19 protein-coding genes are annotated in these 17,863 nt (G+C 43.8%); 15 read left to right on the top strand and 4 right to left on the bottom strand.

The window, feature by feature from the left end:
- Positions 1–348 precede the first annotated feature (348 nt).
- Together MTF70_RS06580 and MTF70_RS06585 are read left to right on the top strand one after the other, a co-directional pair.
- Entirely contained in the window at positions 349–1,152 is an 804-nt protein-coding gene (locus MTF70_RS06580) for a cytosolic protein (protein ID WP_205461115.1), read from the top strand.
- A gap of 60 nt (positions 1,153–1,212) precedes the next feature.
- Entirely contained in the window at positions 1,213–2,244 is a 1,032-nt protein-coding gene (locus tag MTF70_RS06585) for a cytosolic protein (RefSeq protein ID WP_205461114.1), read from the top strand.
- Positions 2,245–2,407: 163 nt separating this feature from the next.
- On the opposite strand, the gene MTF70_RS06590 is transcribed toward MTF70_RS06585, so the two are convergent.
- Positions 2,408–2,764 (bottom strand): YibL family ribosome-associated protein, encoded by a 357-nt coding sequence (locus tag MTF70_RS06590; RefSeq protein WP_005374274.1) that lies wholly within the window; start codon positions 2,762–2,764, stop codon positions 2,408–2,410.
- Between the two features lie 85 nt (positions 2,765–2,849).
- Positions 2,850–3,875 (bottom strand): 2-hydroxyacid dehydrogenase, encoded by a 1,026-nt coding sequence (locus tag MTF70_RS06595; RefSeq protein WP_205461113.1) that lies wholly within the window; start codon positions 3,873–3,875, stop codon positions 2,850–2,852.
- 242 nt (positions 3,876–4,117) lie between these two features.
- Here MTF70_RS06595 and MTF70_RS06600 point away from each other — a divergent pair, with 242 nt between their 5' ends.
- Positions 4,118–4,600, top strand: coding sequence for a L,D-transpeptidase family protein (locus MTF70_RS06600; protein ID WP_005374271.1), 483 nt, complete (start codon positions 4,118–4,120; stop codon positions 4,598–4,600).
- A gap of 35 nt (positions 4,601–4,635) precedes the next feature.
- Here MTF70_RS06600 and MTF70_RS06605 read toward each other — a convergent pair whose 3' ends face one another.
- Complete coding sequence (locus MTF70_RS06605) at positions 4,636–5,346, bottom strand: glycerophosphodiester phosphodiesterase family protein (RefSeq protein WP_017819703.1); 711 nt, start codon at positions 5,344–5,346, stop codon at positions 4,636–4,638.
- Between the two features lie 229 nt (positions 5,347–5,575).
- Between MTF70_RS06605 and MTF70_RS06610 the strand changes: the two genes are divergently transcribed.
- From MTF70_RS06610 to MTF70_RS06650, 9 genes are all read left to right on the top strand, one after another.
- Positions 5,576–6,241, top strand: a complete 666-nt coding sequence (locus MTF70_RS06610) for a response regulator transcription factor (RefSeq protein ID WP_017635544.1) — start codon at positions 5,576–5,578, stop codon at positions 6,239–6,241.
- The gene (locus MTF70_RS06615) at positions 6,241–7,614 is read left to right on the top strand and encodes a sensor histidine kinase (RefSeq protein ID WP_025768074.1); all 1,374 of its coding nucleotides are present in this window, start codon (positions 6,241–6,243) and stop codon (positions 7,612–7,614) included. Before MTF70_RS06610 ends, MTF70_RS06615 begins: the two co-directional genes overlap by 1 nt.
- A gap of 207 nt (positions 7,615–7,821) precedes the next feature.
- Positions 7,822–9,915, top strand: a complete 2,094-nt coding sequence (locus MTF70_RS06620; protein ID WP_205461112.1) for a TonB-dependent siderophore receptor — start codon at positions 7,822–7,824, stop codon at positions 9,913–9,915.
- 74 nt (positions 9,916–9,989) lie between these two features.
- Positions 9,990–10,757, top strand: coding sequence for a DUF3450 domain-containing protein (locus MTF70_RS06625; RefSeq protein WP_005374260.1), 768 nt, complete (start codon positions 9,990–9,992; stop codon positions 10,755–10,757).
- Complete coding sequence (locus MTF70_RS06630) at positions 10,758–12,125, top strand: MotA/TolQ/ExbB proton channel family protein (RefSeq protein WP_025768072.1); 1,368 nt, start codon at positions 10,758–10,760, stop codon at positions 12,123–12,125. It abuts the gene before it with no gap.
- On the top strand, positions 12,125–12,679 hold the full coding sequence (locus tag MTF70_RS06635) for a MotA/TolQ/ExbB proton channel family protein (RefSeq protein WP_017635540.1): 555 nt from the start codon (positions 12,125–12,127) through the stop codon (positions 12,677–12,679). The genes MTF70_RS06630 and MTF70_RS06635 overlap by 1 nt, the downstream gene beginning before the upstream one ends.
- Positions 12,676–13,080: a biopolymer transporter ExbD gene (locus tag MTF70_RS06640; protein ID WP_005374257.1), complete on the top strand. Its 405-nt coding sequence runs from the start codon at positions 12,676–12,678 to the stop codon at positions 13,078–13,080. Before MTF70_RS06635 ends, MTF70_RS06640 begins: the two co-directional genes overlap by 4 nt.
- Entirely contained in the window at positions 13,080–13,700 is a 621-nt protein-coding gene (locus tag MTF70_RS06645) for an energy transducer TonB (protein ID WP_005374256.1), read from the top strand. The genes MTF70_RS06640 and MTF70_RS06645 overlap by 1 nt, the downstream gene beginning before the upstream one ends.
- A complete protein-coding gene (locus MTF70_RS06650; RefSeq protein WP_017635539.1) occupies positions 13,697–14,869 on the top strand; it encodes a hypothetical protein in 1,173 nt (390 codons plus the stop codon). Before MTF70_RS06645 ends, MTF70_RS06650 begins: the two co-directional genes overlap by 4 nt.
- Before the next feature lie 66 nt (positions 14,870–14,935).
- Here MTF70_RS06650 and MTF70_RS06655 read toward each other — a convergent pair whose 3' ends face one another.
- Positions 14,936–15,424: a hypothetical protein gene (locus MTF70_RS06655; RefSeq protein WP_042523421.1), complete on the bottom strand. Its 489-nt coding sequence runs from the start codon at positions 15,422–15,424 to the stop codon at positions 14,936–14,938.
- A gap of 379 nt (positions 15,425–15,803) precedes the next feature.
- Here MTF70_RS06655 and MTF70_RS06660 point away from each other — a divergent pair, with 379 nt between their 5' ends.
- Genes MTF70_RS06660 through MTF70_RS06670 form a run of 3 tightly spaced genes read left to right on the top strand, consistent with a single transcriptional unit; the run spans position 15,804 to position 17,840 of the window.
- A complete protein-coding gene (locus MTF70_RS06660; RefSeq protein ID WP_021035904.1) occupies positions 15,804–16,433 on the top strand; it encodes a PepSY-associated TM helix domain-containing protein in 630 nt (209 codons plus the stop codon).
- 21 nt (positions 16,434–16,454) lie between these two features.
- A complete protein-coding gene (locus tag MTF70_RS06665) occupies positions 16,455–16,994 on the top strand; it encodes a DUF2271 domain-containing protein (protein ID WP_054576196.1) in 540 nt (179 codons plus the stop codon).
- 15 nt (positions 16,995–17,009) lie between these two features.
- Complete coding sequence (locus MTF70_RS06670) at positions 17,010–17,840, top strand: DUF4198 domain-containing protein (protein WP_025768070.1); 831 nt, start codon at positions 17,010–17,012, stop codon at positions 17,838–17,840.
- Positions 17,841–17,863: the final 23 nt, after the last annotated feature.

Below are 17,863 nucleotides of genomic sequence, written 5' to 3' on the forward strand. Positions count from 1 at the left end.
GAAAGCACCGGTCTTGAAAACCGGCATACGTTAATAGCGTATCTAGGGTTCAAATCCCTATCTCTCCGCCACTTTTAAAAAAACCGCTGTTCTTACAGCGGTTTTTTTGTATCTGCTGTTTTTTAACCGCTGTTATCGAAACTTCTAATTGATTTTTCTCTAGCTCTTTCTCCAAGTTTTTGCGTACCTACTTTGGGTTTAGTTTACGCAGTAATACCTTCAATCGAAGACATTTCCATACGTCTCATTTGGGCTTCAAATAGAGCTTTCTTAAGTCTCAACGTGGGATGCTTAAACGCATTTTGATAGAGTTCCAGTCTAAATACTGCGGATGCACTTGGAGAAAAAATGAAGCTACTTTACTGGTTAGATGAATGGCAAGCTCTTACTCAACAAGAACAAGAGATGGCTTTACCTATCTCTGGCTACGATTTACTTGATGATGTGTTTGTGAAGTATGAACTCGTCGATCTTAACAAGCCATTGTTGTTTACATTTTCTCCTTCCGGTACTGATGTGCAGGTACAAGATTTAACTCCGGATTTTTCTCCTTGGGGCTACGAGCTCGGAATACAACAACAAGTAAACATTATTGCCTTTCAACATTTAGGACAAAGTAATTGGTTCCGTAGTCGGAATTTGATTTTCTTTCTGGAGCAGCTATCTGAGTTGCTTCACCCCTTCAAATGTCGTTTGGGTTATGGGCAAAGTCGAGGTGGCTTTGCAATTGGCGCGTTTGCTAACTTGCTGAAACTAGAACATCTTTTGTTGTTTTATCCTGTTAGCACAAAAAATAAAGCGTTGGTGCCTTGGGATGATCGGCTGAGTACTGAGCTTGCTCAGCAGTTTGCTTGGGAAAGCGGCTACCATGATCGAGATTTGGGCAATGCCAAAGGTTATATTATTTATGACCCATCCAATCGCATTGATTGTCTTCATGCTGAACGTTATCCAGAGCTTACCCATTTAAAAGTCGTCGGTATGGGACACGGCACTCAATCCACACAATTAGATAAATTAGAATTTTTTAATCTGGTGGCGCAGGAGTTTGTTCGCCATCAAACCTTAGATATTGACCAATTTAATAAGCAAATTCACGCTTTGTTTAAAAGAGGACTGATATCAGAGTCCCCTGTAACCAGGGGGAGATGATCACACACTAAAAACTAGATTTTTAACACAATTGCTAGGCGCAATTTAGATGGAGGATTAATGAAGTTACTGTACTGGTTGGATGAATGGCTGGTTCTTTCTCGTGAAGAACAGCAAACCAGGCTACCGATGTCCGGGGAGGACTTACTTGATGATGTATTTGTTAAGTATGAGTTTGTCGACCGCAATAAACCGTTGTTGTTTACCTTTTCCCCTGCTGGTACGAATCTACAAGTACAGGACTTACACTCAGACTTTGCGCCTTGGGGCTATCGCTTAGCCCAGAAACAAAAAGTAAATATTATTTCATTTCAGCACCTTGGGAAAAGTAACTGGTTTCGTAGCCGTAATTTAATTTTCTTTCTAGAGCAACTGTCGACTTTACTTGAGCCCTTTGAATGTCGTTTAGGCTATGGACTTAGCCGCGGTGGTTTTGCTATTGGTGCCTTTTCCAATCTATTAAAGTTGGATCAAGTATTGATGTTTCACCCGGTCAGCACAAAAAACAAAGTTTTGGTGCCATGGGATGATAGGCCAAGTACTGAACTAGCCCAACAATTTGATTGGAAAGGAAAGTATCACGACCTCGACCTTGGCGATGCAAAAGGCTATATCATTTATGATCCAACTAATGAAATCGACCGCCTTCACGCCAAACGCTACCCAGAGCTCACTCACTTGAGAGTCTTTGGGATGGGACATGGTACCCACGCGACGTATTTGAATAAATTCGGTTTTTATAAGCAAGTGGCCGTAGACTTTATACGTTATCAGAAGATAGATATAGCGCAGTTTCGTCATCAGACCAAAACGCTGCGCTTAAAAGAAGATTACTATCAGTGCCTTAACAAGGCGAATGCGAGTTCACAGCATCGTTTAAACTTACTGAGTACCGCTCATAATGTACTAATTGAAGAAAAGAAAGAACATGTGAAGGAGCATCAAGCGCAAATCGATATTCAGCCACTTGTTGATATTGCACTTAAGCATGAGTATGACAACCCGAAAGATGCAGTACAGCTTTTGGAAGTCGCTCAGCAGTTGGTTCCGAATGATCCTGTTGTGGAGCACAAGTTGCAGCAACTGTCGTAACGTTGAGATGTAATGCGTACGATATTGGTCGAAATAGGTCAGTGGCTTTTGTCGCTGGCCTTTTTAATAGCTTATGGATTGATATGTCGATGAAATCTAATGAAGCAGTACAAAATAAAAAGCCCAAGCAAATGCTTAGGCTCCATAAATGTTAATGCGAGTTTTAAAACTCTTTTGGCGCAAAGCCTGTCATCACATCAAGGCGAAGTTCTTTACCAACTTTTGTTAATGGGTGAACGATTACTAAGCCGCGTACGCGTTTTTTCAGTTTGCCGATGTCCGCTTGTTCTGCTTTGGTGATTTCACGAGAGAAAGGCATATCAAGTAAGCTTTTACGTTCTTTGTTCAGCTCATAGTTTTGCTTGTGCTTTAACTGGTTAAGCTTTTTGGTAAGCTGTTCTACTTCATCCGTGAACTTTGTAATCATTTCGTGATCACCACGAGAACGTGCCGCATCAAGTTTACGTTGGCATGTATCTAAACGGTTGTGCAGCTTTTGAATATCAGTTTTTATGCTCATGGTAATTTGGCTCAAATTTTAAATAGTCGAGAAGTATAGCATAGCTGAGATCACACGCTCTACTATACTTCTCGATTGTCTGGCTTTAGTTAATCAGTTCATTGCCCGATACGTTACCAGTAATCAGTTCATTGCCCGATACGTTACCAGAGAAAAAGGCTTCGACGTTATCAAGCGTCACAGAGGCAATATTATTAAGTGCTTCGTGAGTCAAGAATGCTTGGTGGCCAGTAAACAGCACGTTATGACAAGCCGATAAACGGCGGAAAACATCATCTACAATGACATCGTTAGATTTATCTTGGAAGAATAAGTCTTTTTCATTGTCATACACGTCTAGGCCAAGCGCACCAATCTTACCTTGTTTCAACGCTTCTATCGCTGCTAGTGAATCTAGCAACTCGCCTCGACTGGTGTTAATGATCATCACGCCATCTTTCATTTGCGCGAAGGCTTTTTCGTTCAGTAAGTGATAGTTTTCTTCACTCATTGGGCAATGGAGAGAGATAACATCCGCATTAGCGTAGATTTCTTCAAGCGAACAGTAACGGGCTCCCATTTCTAGCGCTAATGGGTTTTCGTAGGGGTCGTAGCAAAGCAGCTCCATGCCAAGCCCTTTGAAGATACGCATCGTCGCGATACCAATCTTACCCGTACCAATAACACCAACGGTTTTTCCGAAAAAGTTAAAGCCAACAAGACCTTCTAGCGAGAAGTTGGCGTCACGTGTCCGTTGGTAGGCCTTGTGAAGACGGCGGTTTAGGCACATCATTAAACCAACCGTGTGCTCTGCCACTGCTTCTGGTGAGTAAGCAGGAACTCGAACCACTTGTAAGCCTAGTTCTTTGGCTGCTTGTTGATCAACTTTATCATATCCCGCGCAGCGCATAGCAATAAGCTTGGTCCCGCCCAGAGAAAGCTGTTTAAGGACAGGAGCTGAAAGATCATCATTAACAAACGCACATACGACATCACTGCCGTGCGCCATCTTGGCTGTTTTTTCGGTTAGTCGGAAGTCGTGATAGTGAAATTCAAAATCGCGGTTATTTTTAATTTTATTAAAAGAGGCTTCGTCGTAGGATTTTGCACTAAAAAAAGCAATGTTAATCATGGTTCCCTCTCAAAAAGTGCGGACTTTATAAATAAATATGCTTATAAAGTAATGCAACTTAGCCGCAATGAATAGAGAAATCTTCTCTTTGACTTTTGTTGTATCAAACAACAACAAGAAGTACGCCTTTCAGCGAGTGCTATCTTACGGTTCCGCATTAGATACTGTTTGCTTTACGAGCATTAACTGACTAGCATTATCGCTCTTCTCTTGTTCACTTTATTAGCTTAGGCGTTACGACAATGTCAGTAAAATGGTTCTCTATGTTCTTGTGTTGTGTGTTTGCTTCGGGCACTCACGCAGCTGTTGACCTTGTTAAAGTCGACAAGTCTAAGCGTCGAATGTATTTGATGGAACAAGGAGCAGTGCTAAAAGAATACCGAATTGCTTTAGGAGCGAACCCGCAAGGACATAAACAAGAAGAGGGAGACAATCGCACGCCAGAGGGCGAATACACTCTAGATTATGTTATAGAGGACTCTGCTTTTTATCGTTCTGTGCATATCAGTTACCCTGATGCGATTGATACGTTGGAAGCGAAGCGCCGAGGTGTGTCCCCTGGAGGGAACATCAAAATTCATGGCTTAAAAAACGGTGAGAGTCAGTTGCCGATTTACATCCAAAGTTTTGATTGGACTAATGGGTGTATTGCGATTACCAACGAGGAGATGGACGAATTTATCCAGCTTGTCGAGATGGGGACACCAATTCAGATTGAGTGGTAATAAAAGGTCCCCTTTAATGTTCTGGCTCTTATAGGCTATGGCATAAAGCGCTGTGGATGATCACTAAAAATACCGTCTAATTGAGGTAGGTATTTCAGTTTATTTGGATTGTTCACCGTATAGCACATCACTTTGTAACCGGCTTGTTGGAGTTTGTTTATCTGGCGAGTACGAACCCAGTTAATATTTAGGTTGCAGCTATAGGCACTAACTTCTTCCAAAAGGCGTTTATCTTTTCTCGTAAAGAATTCACTTAACACACCCAATCGGTAGCCACTGCAGTATTTGTGCATCGCTCTAATGACGTCATGACTAAAGCTCGATAGGAGTACATTCTCTTGCGGCATTGGACTTTTTGTTAACGCATTGGCGAGAGTCTGCGCCACTTCTTCCGCTGGATGGTTGTCTACTTTAACTTCGATATTCAAGTTAAGCTTATTCTCAGTAGCTAAAGTGAGCAGTTCATCTAGTGTCACGATCTTCTCGCCTGAAAAGTCTGTGCTAAACCAACTACCGAAATCTAATGCTTTTAAGTCTTCCAGGGTGAGCTCATCAACACGCCCTTGTCCATTGCTGCATCGATTGACGGTATGATCATGGCAAACCACTAAAACATTATCTTTGGTAGGCTGTATATCCACTTCCACCCACTTCAACCCCAGGTCAATGGCTGCCTGAATGCTTATTTTTGTATTCTCAGGGTATGAACCTGCCACGCCACGGTGACCAATTAATAACGTTTCCATTCGCTTTATCTTTTGCTTTGCGGTTGCCAGATTGTACTCGTTTTTTCTATGAAGATATATCTAGGTGCATATTGTTAGGAACCTTTAGTAAAAGTGAACATTAAACTCTAATGGCACGTTGCTGCTTCTTGGACTGAGTCCTGTGGACTTAAAGCATTAGAGTGTTAGTTGTTTAATTGGTAAATGAGTAATAAAATGCGAACCATTTTTATTTGAATGGTGAGTGGTAATGTCACGAGTTTTGATAGTCGATGATGACGTTCCTTTGTGTGAGCTGTTAGAAGCGGTTTTGCAAGAGGAGGGCTACATCGTCTCTTCTGTACATTGCGGTGAAAGTGCGCTGCAATATATGGAAAAAACGCCTGTAGATCTTGTATTGCTTGATGTCATGTTACCAAACCTTAACGGTATGCAAGTTGCTCGTAGGATCTGTCAGCGCTTCGCGACACCTATCCTAATGCTTACCGCTCTCAACGATGAAAACTCGATGCTTGATGGTTACCAAGCGGGGGCCGATCAGTATATCGGAAAGCCCTTTAATGTCGCTGAGCTTCTAATGCGCATCAAAGCGATTCTTCGTCGTGTTGGCTTGGAACGTCAACGTCAGACGATGTGTAGTACCGTTCAAACGATCAGTGACCAGCTTAATAGCTTACCCCTCACAAGTACGGAAGCTGAACTATTGAGCTACTTGGTAAAAAACCAAGGAGTCGTGATTTCAAAAGCAGAGCTTCAAACTGAAGTGTTAAAGAAAGAGCTGAGTCCTTTTGATCGCAACCTTGATATGCACATCAGTAACATACGTCGCAAGTTAGTTGAAGCGGGGCTTTCCAAGCAACATATCAAAACCTTCCGTGGCAAAGGTTACAGTTATTTAGAGGCTGTAAACTGTTAATGAAGCTCCGGTGTCCACCTTTTATTGCAAAACGTAAAGACAGCTTAGCGTTCAAGTTATTTAGTTGCATGACCGCAATTGTCATTAGCATTTTGGTCGTGCAATCCTTAGCGGAACAAGCTCTGGTGAAAGCCATGTTGAAAGTGCCCGATAGTGTGCGAGAAGAAATGCTAGACCTTGCACATCAAGCTAACGTATTGATTGAGCACGGAGACATGGACGAACTTGCTGACTGGGCAAATGCGCAAAACTTTTATTTATTTGTGTTGAATGAACATCAGCAACCAGTTACGCACCGTCTGATGCATCCGCACTTCGAGTTCAAACTTCAATTTAAGAGAAGCATCGATGATCAACTTGAGGGGAAAGTGAATCGCCCCATCATCAATATTCCTTTAGTTCATGGCAATACTTTAGTGATTCAGTTGCCACATCGACTGCACCCTGCAAATGACTTCATTCTGTATTTCTCTATTCTCAAAGTCGTGATTGCAGTGGTTATTTTGGCGCTCTTTTCGCTGCTAATGGCACGTAACTTACAGCAACCATTGGATCGATTGAGAGAAGCAAGCAAAAAGCTATCTAATGGCGATTTTAATGTTAGTGTCGTGAAAGAGCTGAAGTCGAGCACGCGTGAGTTTAACGAGTTAGCGCAAGATTTCGATCACATGACGCAACAGATTCATTCTCTCGCTGAAAAGCAGCGACTGCTTATAAGAGATGTCTCTCACGAATTGAGAACGCCGTTAGCGAGGCAGAACTTGGTTCTGCATCTTTTGCGAAAGCGTGTTGGAGAAAGTGAGCAAAGCCTAGTGACAAGGCTAGAAGATGAAGCAAAAGAGCTGAACCATTTGATCAGCGATATATTGGAGTTCAGTCGCTTGGAAAATGCGCGCTTCGACAAAGCCACGAAACGCTGTGATTTAGAAGTTTTGCTCTCCCCGCAAGTAGAGCGTTGCAAAATAGATTTGAAGTCAGAACAGACGTTGTCTTTCCGCTCAGAAGCTGTATGTGCTAAAGCTTTTTGTGAAGAAACGCTCGTCATTCGTTGTTTGAACAATCTTATTGGTAATGCCATTAAATATTCAGGACAAGCAGCTCAGATAGAAGTTTCTCTGGAAAATTATGTCAAAGAAGGGCAGCAGTTCACCACCATGTCAGTATCTGATGATGGGCCTGGTATTCCAGAGAACAAGCTGGTCGATATTTTTGATCCGTTTACACGCTTAGATGCTTCTAGAGATAAAAAGCTTGGTGGCTACGGTTTAGGTCTTGCGATTGTCAAAGAATCCATGCGTATTATGGGTGGAGCAGTTACGGCGAAAAACCGTGAGCAAGGTGGTCTGAGGGTTACTTTAGTGTTCAAGCAATAAGTATGATTAAGTCGTAATTTTTGTGACTAAAGTCACATTATAATGGCGCATCATCAGAGAGTACTTTACAAAAGTTTGCAAATGCAAAGAATGTAAATTTAATGCAAATGGTAATACTTATCACTTATATTCACCCGCGAAATAATTAAGAGGGAATCGCATTCAACAAGTATGTGACCCGAAAAATAATAATCGGAGTGAAAGGATATGTTTACTAAGAGCCATTTGGCGTTAGTGATCGGTGCAGTGTTAGCAACACCTGCAGTGGCGGAAGTTCAAACAGACGAACATGTAGTTGTAGAAGGTCGAGAGTTCGGCTACAAGGCAGATACAAACAGTACAGCAATGCGCATGGAAATGACGCAGCTGGAAACGCCGGGACAAGTAGCGGTTATCGATGAAACGGTAATTGATGAGCAGCGTGCAAGTACACTTGGTGAAGTGCTACGTAACGATGCAAGTGTTAGCGCGGGTGGCACAAGCCGTAACCGCGAACGTTTCTCTCTACGTGGTTTTGAACTTAGCAGTTCAGACGGTTTTCTTCGTGATGGTCGTCAACACTGGTCACACTACCGTCAGCCAATTGAGCTTTTAGAGCGTGTTGAAGTGCTTAAAGGTCCATCAGGTCTGCTATACGGTAAATCTGAGCCGGGTGGTTTGGTAAACATGGTTTCGAAAAAACCAACAACTCAAACACAAGCAAGTTTGAGTCAAGATCTAGGTTCGAATGATCACTCACGCACTGTGCTTGATGTGAGTGGCGCGCTAAATGATGCAGAGACACTGCGAGCGCGCGCAATTTTTGCCAAAGAAAGCTACGGCTCTTGGCGCAGGTACGGTGATGGCACTGAGCCTAAAACAGATCGTACGGTAGCTGGCCTAGTGGTTGAGTACGATATCACCGACAACTTTATGGTATCGGCTCATTACGATCGCACGAAAGACGACGGTAGCGTGGACTCTGGCGCATACATTGTTGATGGCAAAGCGGTTCGCGGTGATAAGTACATTTGGGATGCGCAGTGGTCTGAAATTGATAACGAAGTAGAAAACTACGGTGTCGATATTAATGCGCAAGTCACGGATAACGTGAACGTAAAAGCAGGTTACAACCGCCAAGACTTTAAGCGTTTTGATGTAGAGTCTTACCCTAAGTTTGATCAGTATGAAGATTTAAATACGATTAAGCATCGAGGCAACGATCGCTCCGATAATTGGGTATTTGATACTGCATATATAGATGTGACGACGGACTTTACTTTGTTCGGTACGGAAAACACGTTGTTAGTGGGCGCTAACTACTTAGATTACAGTTATGATCGCTTTATGGCATTTCATAATGAGGCGAGTATTGCGCCAGGAGAAACGGTGCCTAAGCCTAGCTATAGTAGTTCGAGGAAATCACCAACAGCTGAGTACGATACTTGGGGTATCTACGCGCAAAATATGATGACGATTAATGATTACTGGCAAGTGCTTGCAGGTGTTCGTTATGACGAAAAGCGTGATGATGAACTGACCGAAAACCAAGTTTCTCCAAAGTTAGGTGTGATATTCCACCCATCGACGAATGGCTCGGTTTACGTTCAGTATTCTGAAAGCTTCATGCCTCAAGGTGAAGTCAGCAACGGTAGTCGTACCTACATCAATGAAGGTGAGAAACTCGACGCTGAGCGTGGTATTTCTTATGAAATCGGTACGAAGTGGGAACTGTTTGATCAGCGTTTATTTGTATCTGGTGCTGTGTTTGATATCACGTTAGAGAACATCTCGCTGGATGTTGAAAGCGGCAAAGACGCGGGCGGCAATCTCCTACACAAGAAAACGCAAGGTGGTGAGCAAGTTCACAAAGGCGCTGAGTTAATGGCTCAAGGTTTTGTGACCCCAGAGTTGTCGTTAACCGCTTCTGCAATGTATTTGGATGCAGAGCTTAAGAAGGCAGAAAGATATGAAGGTAACCGCCCTGTAGACGTGCCAGAGTTCTCGGCAAGTCTATGGTCTAGCTACAAGGTTCAAGACAACACTAACTTAAACCTTGGTTTGATTTATGAAGGTGATCGCTACGGTGATGCAAAGAACACCTTCAAGAAAGATGGCTACGCTCGCGTTGATATGGGCGTGTCATACAAACATAAGTACGATGAAAACTTGGATATTATTGCTCGATTCAATGTCGAGAATTTATTCGATACCGACTACTTCGCAGGTGGTGGTAGCACGAATGGCGAGCAAAAAGGTGCGAGTGGGGTTGTGGTTGGAGAAGGCCGCAACTACATGGCAACAATCCAGTTCAAGTACTGATAACAATTTGATTATTAAAGGGGAAGGGTAGTCTTCCCCTTTGGTCGTTTTTGGAACACAGAAATATAACTCGTATGAATCTAATGAAATCAAGTATCGCTCTGTTGATATCATCGGTTTTGATTCCCGCTCACGCGGCGAACTTAAACGATGCACAAGCTGTGCAGAGTAAAACAAACCAGTCGTCGGCGGTAAGCCAAAAACGTATTGATGCAAGCGCAGAAAAATCACTTACTCTAGAAGCTGAAATTGAGCAGCTGCAAGAGGAAGTCGGTAACTTGAAGATTTATCGCGATCATCTTGCAAGCCTTGTTGAAAGTCAAAATCAAGAAGTTGATAGCTTGAACGAGCAAATTGAGCAGATTGCTCAAACTCGTCAAGGTGTCGTGCCTTTGATGTATCACATGCTTGAGGGCTTAAAAGTGCTCGTCGCTAACGACAAGCCTATACGCAAAGCGCAACGTGAGGAGCGAATTGCAAAGCTGGATTCCATGATGACGCGTGCAGACGTTGCGGATGCAGAGAAGTTTCGTCGTATTTTAGAAGCGTACCAAATTGAAATGGATTACGGCACCAAGCTTGGCGTTTACCAAGGCAAGATTAACCTAGGTGACAATGAAGCTGTGGAGGCGGACATTCTCTATTTAGGGCGTTTGTCTTTGGTAGCGCGTAGCTTATCTGGTGACACATTTTGGAGCTGGTCACAGCAACAACAAGCATGGCAACAAGTGGGTTCTGAGCAAAAATCAGAGCTAGACAAAGCGTTCGCTATGGCGAATAAACAGATCGCGCCGAGCATGTTAACTCTACCAGTGTCGTTAACCGCTGCGGAGGGCAAATAAATGATGAAAAAATGGTTATCGGTTGCATTAATCTCGACAGCCGCATTAATGCCTTATACAACTTTTGCTAGTGATGCGTTGTTACAAAAGGCGCAGCAAGAAAATCGTCAACAGCAATCGCACAATGTCGCGCGTGAATCAGGTTTTAAGCAAACAGAGCAAGACCTACAGGCTATAAAGAATAAATTGGTGGCAGAGCGTGCTGCTCTTCAAGCAGAGGCGGACTCATTAAGTGTTACCTTCGGTGAAAATGAAGCAGAACTGGCACAGCTAGAAGAAAAGTTGCGTCTAGAAACCGGGAGCCTAGGTGAGTTATTTGGCGTCGTTCGCCAGAACGCAAAAGAGCTAGAGTCTGAGCTAAAAAGCTCAGTAACCGGTGTAGATGCAAACTCATATCAGAAAGATATCGATGCTATTGTTGCGGCTAAATCACTGCCAACGTTGACCCAACTTCAGGCGATGTGGCGCAGCATGGAAGAACAAATCAAAGCAAGCGGTGAAATGGCAAACGTCTCTTTCACACTGCTAAATGGCGAAGGTCGTGAACAAACGGTTAATGGTGTTCGTCTTGGTTCTATGGCGCTGCTGGATGAGACTGGCTACGTTAAGTGGAATGGTCAACGCGGAGACGCGGTAAACTATCTTCGTCAGCCTGAGAACGGTCCAACAGCGAATACTATTTCCTCTGGTGACATTGATGCACTTGTCATTGATCCGTCACGTGGCATTCTTCTTGAACAGCTTGCAAACTCACCGACTTTGGCTGATCGCCTAAATGCGGGTGGCGTTGTCGGCAAAATCATCCTTGGCTTATTGGCTATCGGCCTATTGATTGCGCTCGTACGTGGTGCATCACTGATGATTTCGCGCCAGAAAATCATGAAGCAACTGAAAACCCCAGCGCAGCCAGGAAACAACCCTTTGGGTCGCGTGCTTGCGGTATACCAGAAAGACAAGCATCGCAGCGTAGAAGCGTTAGAACTACGTCTTTTGGAAGCTGTTGTTGATGAGCAAACCCACCTAGAAAAAGGGTTGTCGATGCTTAAGCTTCTTGCTGCTCTAGCTCCTATGCTTGGCCTACTAGGCACGGTAACGGGTATGATCGAAACCTTCCAAGTCATCACTCAATTTGGTAATGGTGATCCGAAAGTAATGGCGGGTGGTATTTCAATGGCACTTGTGACTACCGTACTTGGCCTTGTTTCAGCCATGCCTTTGCTATTAGCGCACAACGTATTGAGCTCTCAAGCAGAAAATATTCGCAGTATCTTAGAAAAACAAGGCATCGGTTTAGTTGCAGAACAAGCTGAGCGTGATATGCCGAGTAACAAAAGTCACTCTAACACCTTAGCGGAGAACGCAGCGTAATGGAGCAGATCCTACTCAGCACATTGGGTTTGATCAGTGAGGATTGGGCCACAACCTTGATGAGCTTTATGCAGCAAGGTGGTCAAATCCTATGGTGGCTGGCCGCCGTCGTGGCGGTGTGCTGGCTGTTGGTTATGGAGCGAGTTATTTATCTCACAACGGTTTTCCCTGGGGTAAAAAAACAGCTTTGTGAGCAGTGGCAAGCAAGATCAGAGCACCACTCTTGGTACGCGCATCAAATCCGTGAAGGATGGATTGCAAAAGCGCAAATCGAACTGCGCCAAAACCTATCGACTATTAAGCTACTTGTGGCGGTTTGCCCAATGCTAGGGTTGTTAGGGACGGTGACAGGCATGATTACGGTGTTTGACGTAATGGCATCGCAAGGCAGCAGCAATCCGAAATTGATGGCTTCTGGTATCTCACTTGCTACGCTGCCAACCATGGCGGGTATGGTAGCAGCGCTTGCGGGCATGTTTATTCATGCTCGCCTTAGCAAAGTGTGTGAACGAAAAGCTATCCAGTTAGAACAATCTTTAAGGAGTCAAAAGTGAGACTCGGACGCAGACCTAACCAACAAGATGAAGCTCAAGTCGATTTAACCTCGATGCTTGATATCGTCTTCATCATGTTGATCTTCTTCATTGTGACCAGTTCGTTTGTACGTGAATCCGGTGTAGAAGTGAATCGCCCCCAGGCTTCTAATGTAGTAAGTCAAAAAGACGCGGGCATTTTTATCGCAGTAACGGCAGCGAATGATGTGTACATTGACAAACGAGTGGTTGATATTGAGCGTGTTGAGGCCTCTATTGAGCACCTGTTACTTGATCAACCTGATGCCTCGTTAGTTATCCAAGCTGACGAGCATGCTTACAATGGCACTGTCGTGAAAGTGATGGACGCTGCAAAGGCGGCGGGTGTGAAGAACATTGCATTGGCGGCGGAGAAACCTTAATGGGCAGGCTGTTACTTGCACTACCAGCATCACTGTTAATTTCTGTGAGCTTGTTTAGCTTTATGGCGTGGATGGTTGATAAAGGCAACCAGCGTGCACCAGAAGCTTCAGAAGCCGTTCGTTTTGATATGGTGATGGTAGAGAATGAAGCAGACGTGCAGCGTCGTCAACGTTCAGTGCCGGAGCAACCAGAACCACCTCAAGCGCCGGAGCCAATGGATCTGTCTCAAGCTGACACTCAAATGGAACCAATGAGTCAGATGACGCCAGTCAGTGCTTTAGGTTTAAACACAGCCCTTGAAGGCATCGCGATTAGCGCCCCAAACTTGAAGGGAACAATGGGCAACCAGCAAGCACTGCCGTTGTATCGTGTTGATCCTCGTTATCCAAGTAAGGCGCTGAAACGTAGAGTGGAAGGTTATGTCATTATGCGTTTCACGATCGATGCAACTGGACGACCAAAAGATATTGAAGTGATCGAGGCTGAGCCCGAGCGCATGTTTGAAAGGGAAGCAATCCGTGCGCTTAAAAAATGGAAGTATCAGCCAAAAGTTGAGGATGGTGTGTCAATTGAGCAGTTCGGACAAACCGCTAAAGTGGAGTTCAAGTTAGCCAAATGATGAAAAAATTCTTAATCGGTACGGTATTAAGCCTGAGTGCACTCTCAACCATTGCCAGTGAGTTAAGCCAATACACCGCAGCGAGAGTTCAACGAGCACACAACTTGGCTCAAGAGGAGAAACTAAAAGAAGCGATTTCATCTCTTGAAGCTATGGAGCTTTCTCGTGGATATGACCAAGCTTATGTCGCTCGAATGTTGGGTATTTTTTACTGGCAGAACGAGCAAACTCAAGCGGCGATTAAGCAACTTGAGTTGGCAGTCAATAGTGGTTTGCTACAAGATGAGCAAGCATGGCAAACCCGAAAAATGTTGGCTGATATACTGCTGAACGAGCAACGTTTTTCTAAGGCTTTACCTCATTACTATGCCTTGAGCAAAAACATTCCTAAAGGTCAAAAAGCGCATGAACTATGGCTGCGTATTTCCCAATCTCATTATCAACTGAGTCAGTGGCAAAAAGTGCTTTCAGCAATGGCTCGTTATGAGAAGTTTGGTCAGCCAGACAAGCTTGGCGCATTGTCGATAAAGCTTTCTGCTGAGCTAGAACTGAAAAAGTGGAAGCCGGCAATCTCGACCATCAAACGCTTAATCGTGATTGAACCTGAGCGAATTGAATGGTGGCGTCAGCTTGTTGCTCTATACCTACGGGTTGATGACAACAAACGTGCCCTAGACTCTTTGGCGTTGGCAAAACTGAAAGGGTTACAACTTAGCCAAGATGACTTAAAGCTGCTGGCACAATTGTACGCGAAACGAGGTATTCCTGAGAGAGCTGCGTTGGTGATGAACGAGCTAGAGGATGTAAACTCGAATAGTAAGCTAAAAGCTCAGCAAGCAACGTATTGGCAAATGGCAAAAGAGTGGGAAGAGTCTATTGATAGCTGGCGTATTGCAGCTCAGCTAGATAGGCAGTATTACTGGAACTATTCTCAACTGTTGGTGCAAGAAGGCCATTATAAAGATGCCATTGCCGCGCTCGATAAGGTCAGAGGTCGTAAAGCGGATGTTGCACTTATCAAAACTCGCGCTTACTACAAACTTAAGCGGTTTGACGATGCGCTCGCTAATGCCAAAAGAGCGAATGAGATTAAGCCATCGAATCAGGCAAAGAGTTGGGTTAAGTATCTATCACAGCTACGCAAAGTAGAATCGACGCAGAACTCATAGCGAACATTTTTATTAAATACCCGAGCTCAGTCTCGGGTATTTTTTGTCTAAAGTCATAAAGGCTATTTATTGTATGAGCTTTTCATAAAAAGCTAATGCATCAAATGGTCGGGAGAAAAAAGGGCTTTTCTCTATATATTCTTGATGTACCTTGCTCAGTGTTTCAAACTTTTCTCTCGATGTAGGTTCGATATGAAAAGTTAGGCTTTCAGTCGATTCTACAAGCTTTAATGTTGAGGTTCTTGAAGCGTTATTTTTTGCTATTAATAGATAATATGCTAGCTCTTGCTTCTCTTTTAATACACAAGCCTCAAAAGCTTTCTCGCTTAAAAACGGCAGAACAGGAGTTAATGCTTCTATATGCTTCTTTGAATACTCTAGGGTTTGTTTGTCAGGTGTATTCTGGTCTGCCATAGATTCGCACAGCTTTATCTTAGCACCATAATTATCGATAGATTGGCTTACGTTGTTAAACAAACTGGCTTCAAACTTTTCACTTGCGAAAGTGACACTTGAGAAAAGTGATAAGAGAATTATTCCAACATTCTTGTTCATATTTTTCCTTCTGAACTACACCATAACGTTTGGCTAGCATCAGAAAATCTTCTCTATCTAACCCTACACTAACTTCTTAGCTTACCTTTTTTATCTAGTTTATGGATAGCTTTTAAGCTTTTCATTAAATATACATAAAGGCGCATTTTGGTGGAGTCTATCCCACTTTTTAGTATTGGAAATATCATTAAATTTTGAGTCATTAAAATTGATAGGGTTATTATCTAGAGGGTAGGCAATCGGTAACTCGCATTGGGCCAAATAGCTAAAACATGTGCAAGCCAAGCTGAATTGAAAAAGTAAACAATGTAAATTAAATGCCAATACGAATGATTATCACCTAAATTATGCCCCACATTTATTGGTGATGATTGTTTCTATGTTGCTTAAAAGCAAAGGTGTTCAAACTTGGGCTCGCCGCCTACATATCTATATTTCGATGGCTCTTCTCTTAGTTACGCTGTTTTTTGCAGTAACTGGTATTACCCTCAATCGCCCCGAATTGTTTGAACGCAGTGAACCTATCATTCAACAACATACTCTGACGGTTCCGCACTCAGTTCTATTCTCACATTCAGATACCTTTCAACCTAATCGTGAAGAACTGGTAGCTTTCTTGACTAAAGAAACCGAGCTTCGCGGCACTCCCTCCGCACTAGATGTGTATACCGAAGTTGAGCAAGGTGAGTTGTTACTCGGAGAGCTTTCTATGGATTTTAAAGGCCCGGGTTATAACGCTACGGTCTTTATTGATATGACTACTGGTGCAGCAGACGTCGAAACGACGCACTACGGTATTGTTGCGCTGCTGAACGATCTACATAAAGGACGCAACAGTGGTGGGATTTGGAAGTGGTTTATCGACGTCACTGCGCTTTTGATGGTGTTTTTTGTTCTTACAGGCGTGTGCTTGTTACTGCCTAAGAAGAAGACGCTCAGAACGTCAATGCAATGGATGAGCTTTGGTACGTTACTGTCGCTCGTAATTTATTTTGTTGCTGTTCCATAACAGCTTTTTTAGAGAACACTTATGTTGAACACAGGAAGATTTTTCCGCCGTAATCACTTTTGTAAAGCCGCTTTGATCGCGGCTTTTACTCCTTTCTCTCTTTCCGCGGCGCCTCTACCAGATAACGCGAAGGTCGACTTCGAACTCGAACTTCCAAAGATAGATACCTCAATGTATGCACGCCCTTATGTGGCGGTTTGGGTTGAAAACGATCAGCGTAAACCGGTTAAAACCATTCAGTTATGGGTAGGGAAAGACGAATGGTTAAAAGATCTACGCAGCTGGTGGAGAAAAGCGGGTCGTTATGATCGTGAACTTGTTGATGCGGTGACTTCTGCAACACGTCCTGCTGGTCAATACCGCTTTGTCTGGGATGGAACCAATGACTCAGGGGAGCGTTTGGAACAAGGAAATTACACGTTGTACGTCGAAGTCGTTCGTGAACACGGTGGGCGAAACTACTTACGTCAAAAAATAACGCTAGCGGACAGTGACGTGCGCTATGAGCTTAAACCAACACAAGAGACGGGTGTCATCACCGTCAATTATCAAGTTAAGTGATTAAAGGACACAACAATGAAAACCAAAATGAAAGCAGTGGCATTGGCGAGTGTAATGGCAATGGGATTGGCTGTAACCACCACCGCACAAGCACATCCACGTTGGGTTCTGCCCTCTCACTTTACGGTTTCTAAAGAAGGCGGTGACTGGCTGACATTTGATGTTACTGCCTCTCACGGAACGTTTGTTTTTGATAAGCCTGCGGGTAGTGACCAGGCGTTTGTGGTGATGCCGGATGGCCGCTCTGAGCGTCCTAACTTTGTTGTTCGTGGCAAGCGTCGCTCTATGTTTGATTTCTTTTTTACAGAAGAAGGCACGCACAAAGTTGCGATTAATAATCAGCCGAGCTACTACACACAATACAAAGCGGGCCGTCGTGATACGGTGAAATGGGCGCGAGCAAGCAAAGCTGAGCGTGGTGATGTGCTTCCCGAGCAAGCGCGTGATGTGGTTACTCAACTAAGTTACACCCGAGCAGAAAGCTACATTACGGTTGGTATGCCAACGGACAAAGCGTTGGAGATTGAAGGCAAAATGCTAGAGATGAAACCGATCACGCATCCATCGGACATCATTGAAGGTGAGCCTGTGACTTTCCAGTTTTTCTTTAACGGAGAGCCACAAGAGGGCGTTACTGCTGAGATTACACGTGAAGGGACCATGTACCGAAACCATCAAGAACAAATCGATGTGGTGAGCGATAAAGATGGCAAAGTGATTTTCACGCCAGAAGTCGCCGGGCGCTACTTAATGAAAGCGAACTACAAAGGTGAATTGAAAGATAATCCATTGGCGGATAAAGCGAGTGCCAATGTTCACCTAACGTTTGAAACTCAACTTAACTAATCGAATTAGGCTCAGCAATTGCT

This window comes from Vibrio sp. 2CM40D (assembly GCF_023161825.1).
Lineage (GTDB): Bacteria > Pseudomonadota > Gammaproteobacteria > Enterobacterales > Vibrionaceae > Vibrio > Vibrio alginolyticus.

Excerpts from the sequence above, each read along its gene's own strand:
- MTF70_RS06610 (WP_017635544.1), top strand. The coding sequence starts at position 5,576 with ATGTCACGAGTTTTGATAGTCGATGATGACGTTCCTTTGTGTGAGCTG.
- MTF70_RS06655 (WP_042523421.1), bottom strand. The coding sequence starts at position 15,424 with ATGAACAAGAATGTTGGAATAATTCTCTTATCACTTTTCTCAAGTGTC.
- MTF70_RS06670 (WP_025768070.1), top strand. The coding sequence starts at position 17,010 with ATGAAAACCAAAATGAAAGCAGTGGCATTGGCGAGTGTAATGGCAATG.
- MTF70_RS06595 (WP_205461113.1), bottom strand. The coding sequence starts at position 3,875 with ATGATTAACATTGCTTTTTTTAGTGCAAAATCCTACGACGAAGCCTCT.
- MTF70_RS06615 (WP_025768074.1), top strand. The coding sequence starts at position 6,241 with ATGAAGCTCCGGTGTCCACCTTTTATTGCAAAACGTAAAGACAGCTTA.
- MTF70_RS06665 (WP_054576196.1), top strand. The coding sequence starts at position 16,455 with ATGTTGAACACAGGAAGATTTTTCCGCCGTAATCACTTTTGTAAAGCC.
- MTF70_RS06580 (WP_205461115.1), top strand. The coding sequence starts at position 349 with ATGAAGCTACTTTACTGGTTAGATGAATGGCAAGCTCTTACTCAACAA.
- MTF70_RS06660 (WP_021035904.1), top strand. The coding sequence starts at position 15,804 with ATGTTGCTTAAAAGCAAAGGTGTTCAAACTTGGGCTCGCCGCCTACAT.
- MTF70_RS06635 (WP_017635540.1), top strand. The coding sequence starts at position 12,125 with ATGGAGCAGATCCTACTCAGCACATTGGGTTTGATCAGTGAGGATTGG.
- MTF70_RS06590 (WP_005374274.1), bottom strand. The coding sequence starts at position 2,764 with ATGAGCATAAAAACTGATATTCAAAAGCTGCACAACCGTTTAGATACA.
- MTF70_RS06620 (WP_205461112.1), top strand. The coding sequence starts at position 7,822 with ATGTTTACTAAGAGCCATTTGGCGTTAGTGATCGGTGCAGTGTTAGCA.
- MTF70_RS06650 (WP_017635539.1), top strand. The coding sequence starts at position 13,697 with ATGATGAAAAAATTCTTAATCGGTACGGTATTAAGCCTGAGTGCACTC.
- MTF70_RS06585 (WP_205461114.1), top strand. The coding sequence starts at position 1,213 with ATGAAGTTACTGTACTGGTTGGATGAATGGCTGGTTCTTTCTCGTGAA.
- MTF70_RS06605 (WP_017819703.1), bottom strand. The coding sequence starts at position 5,346 with ATGGAAACGTTATTAATTGGTCACCGTGGCGTGGCAGGTTCATACCCT.
- MTF70_RS06630 (WP_025768072.1), top strand. The coding sequence starts at position 10,758 with ATGATGAAAAAATGGTTATCGGTTGCATTAATCTCGACAGCCGCATTA.
- MTF70_RS06645 (WP_005374256.1), top strand. The coding sequence starts at position 13,080 with ATGGGCAGGCTGTTACTTGCACTACCAGCATCACTGTTAATTTCTGTG.
- MTF70_RS06625 (WP_005374260.1), top strand. The coding sequence starts at position 9,990 with ATGAATCTAATGAAATCAAGTATCGCTCTGTTGATATCATCGGTTTTG.
- MTF70_RS06600 (WP_005374271.1), top strand. The coding sequence starts at position 4,118 with ATGTCAGTAAAATGGTTCTCTATGTTCTTGTGTTGTGTGTTTGCTTCG.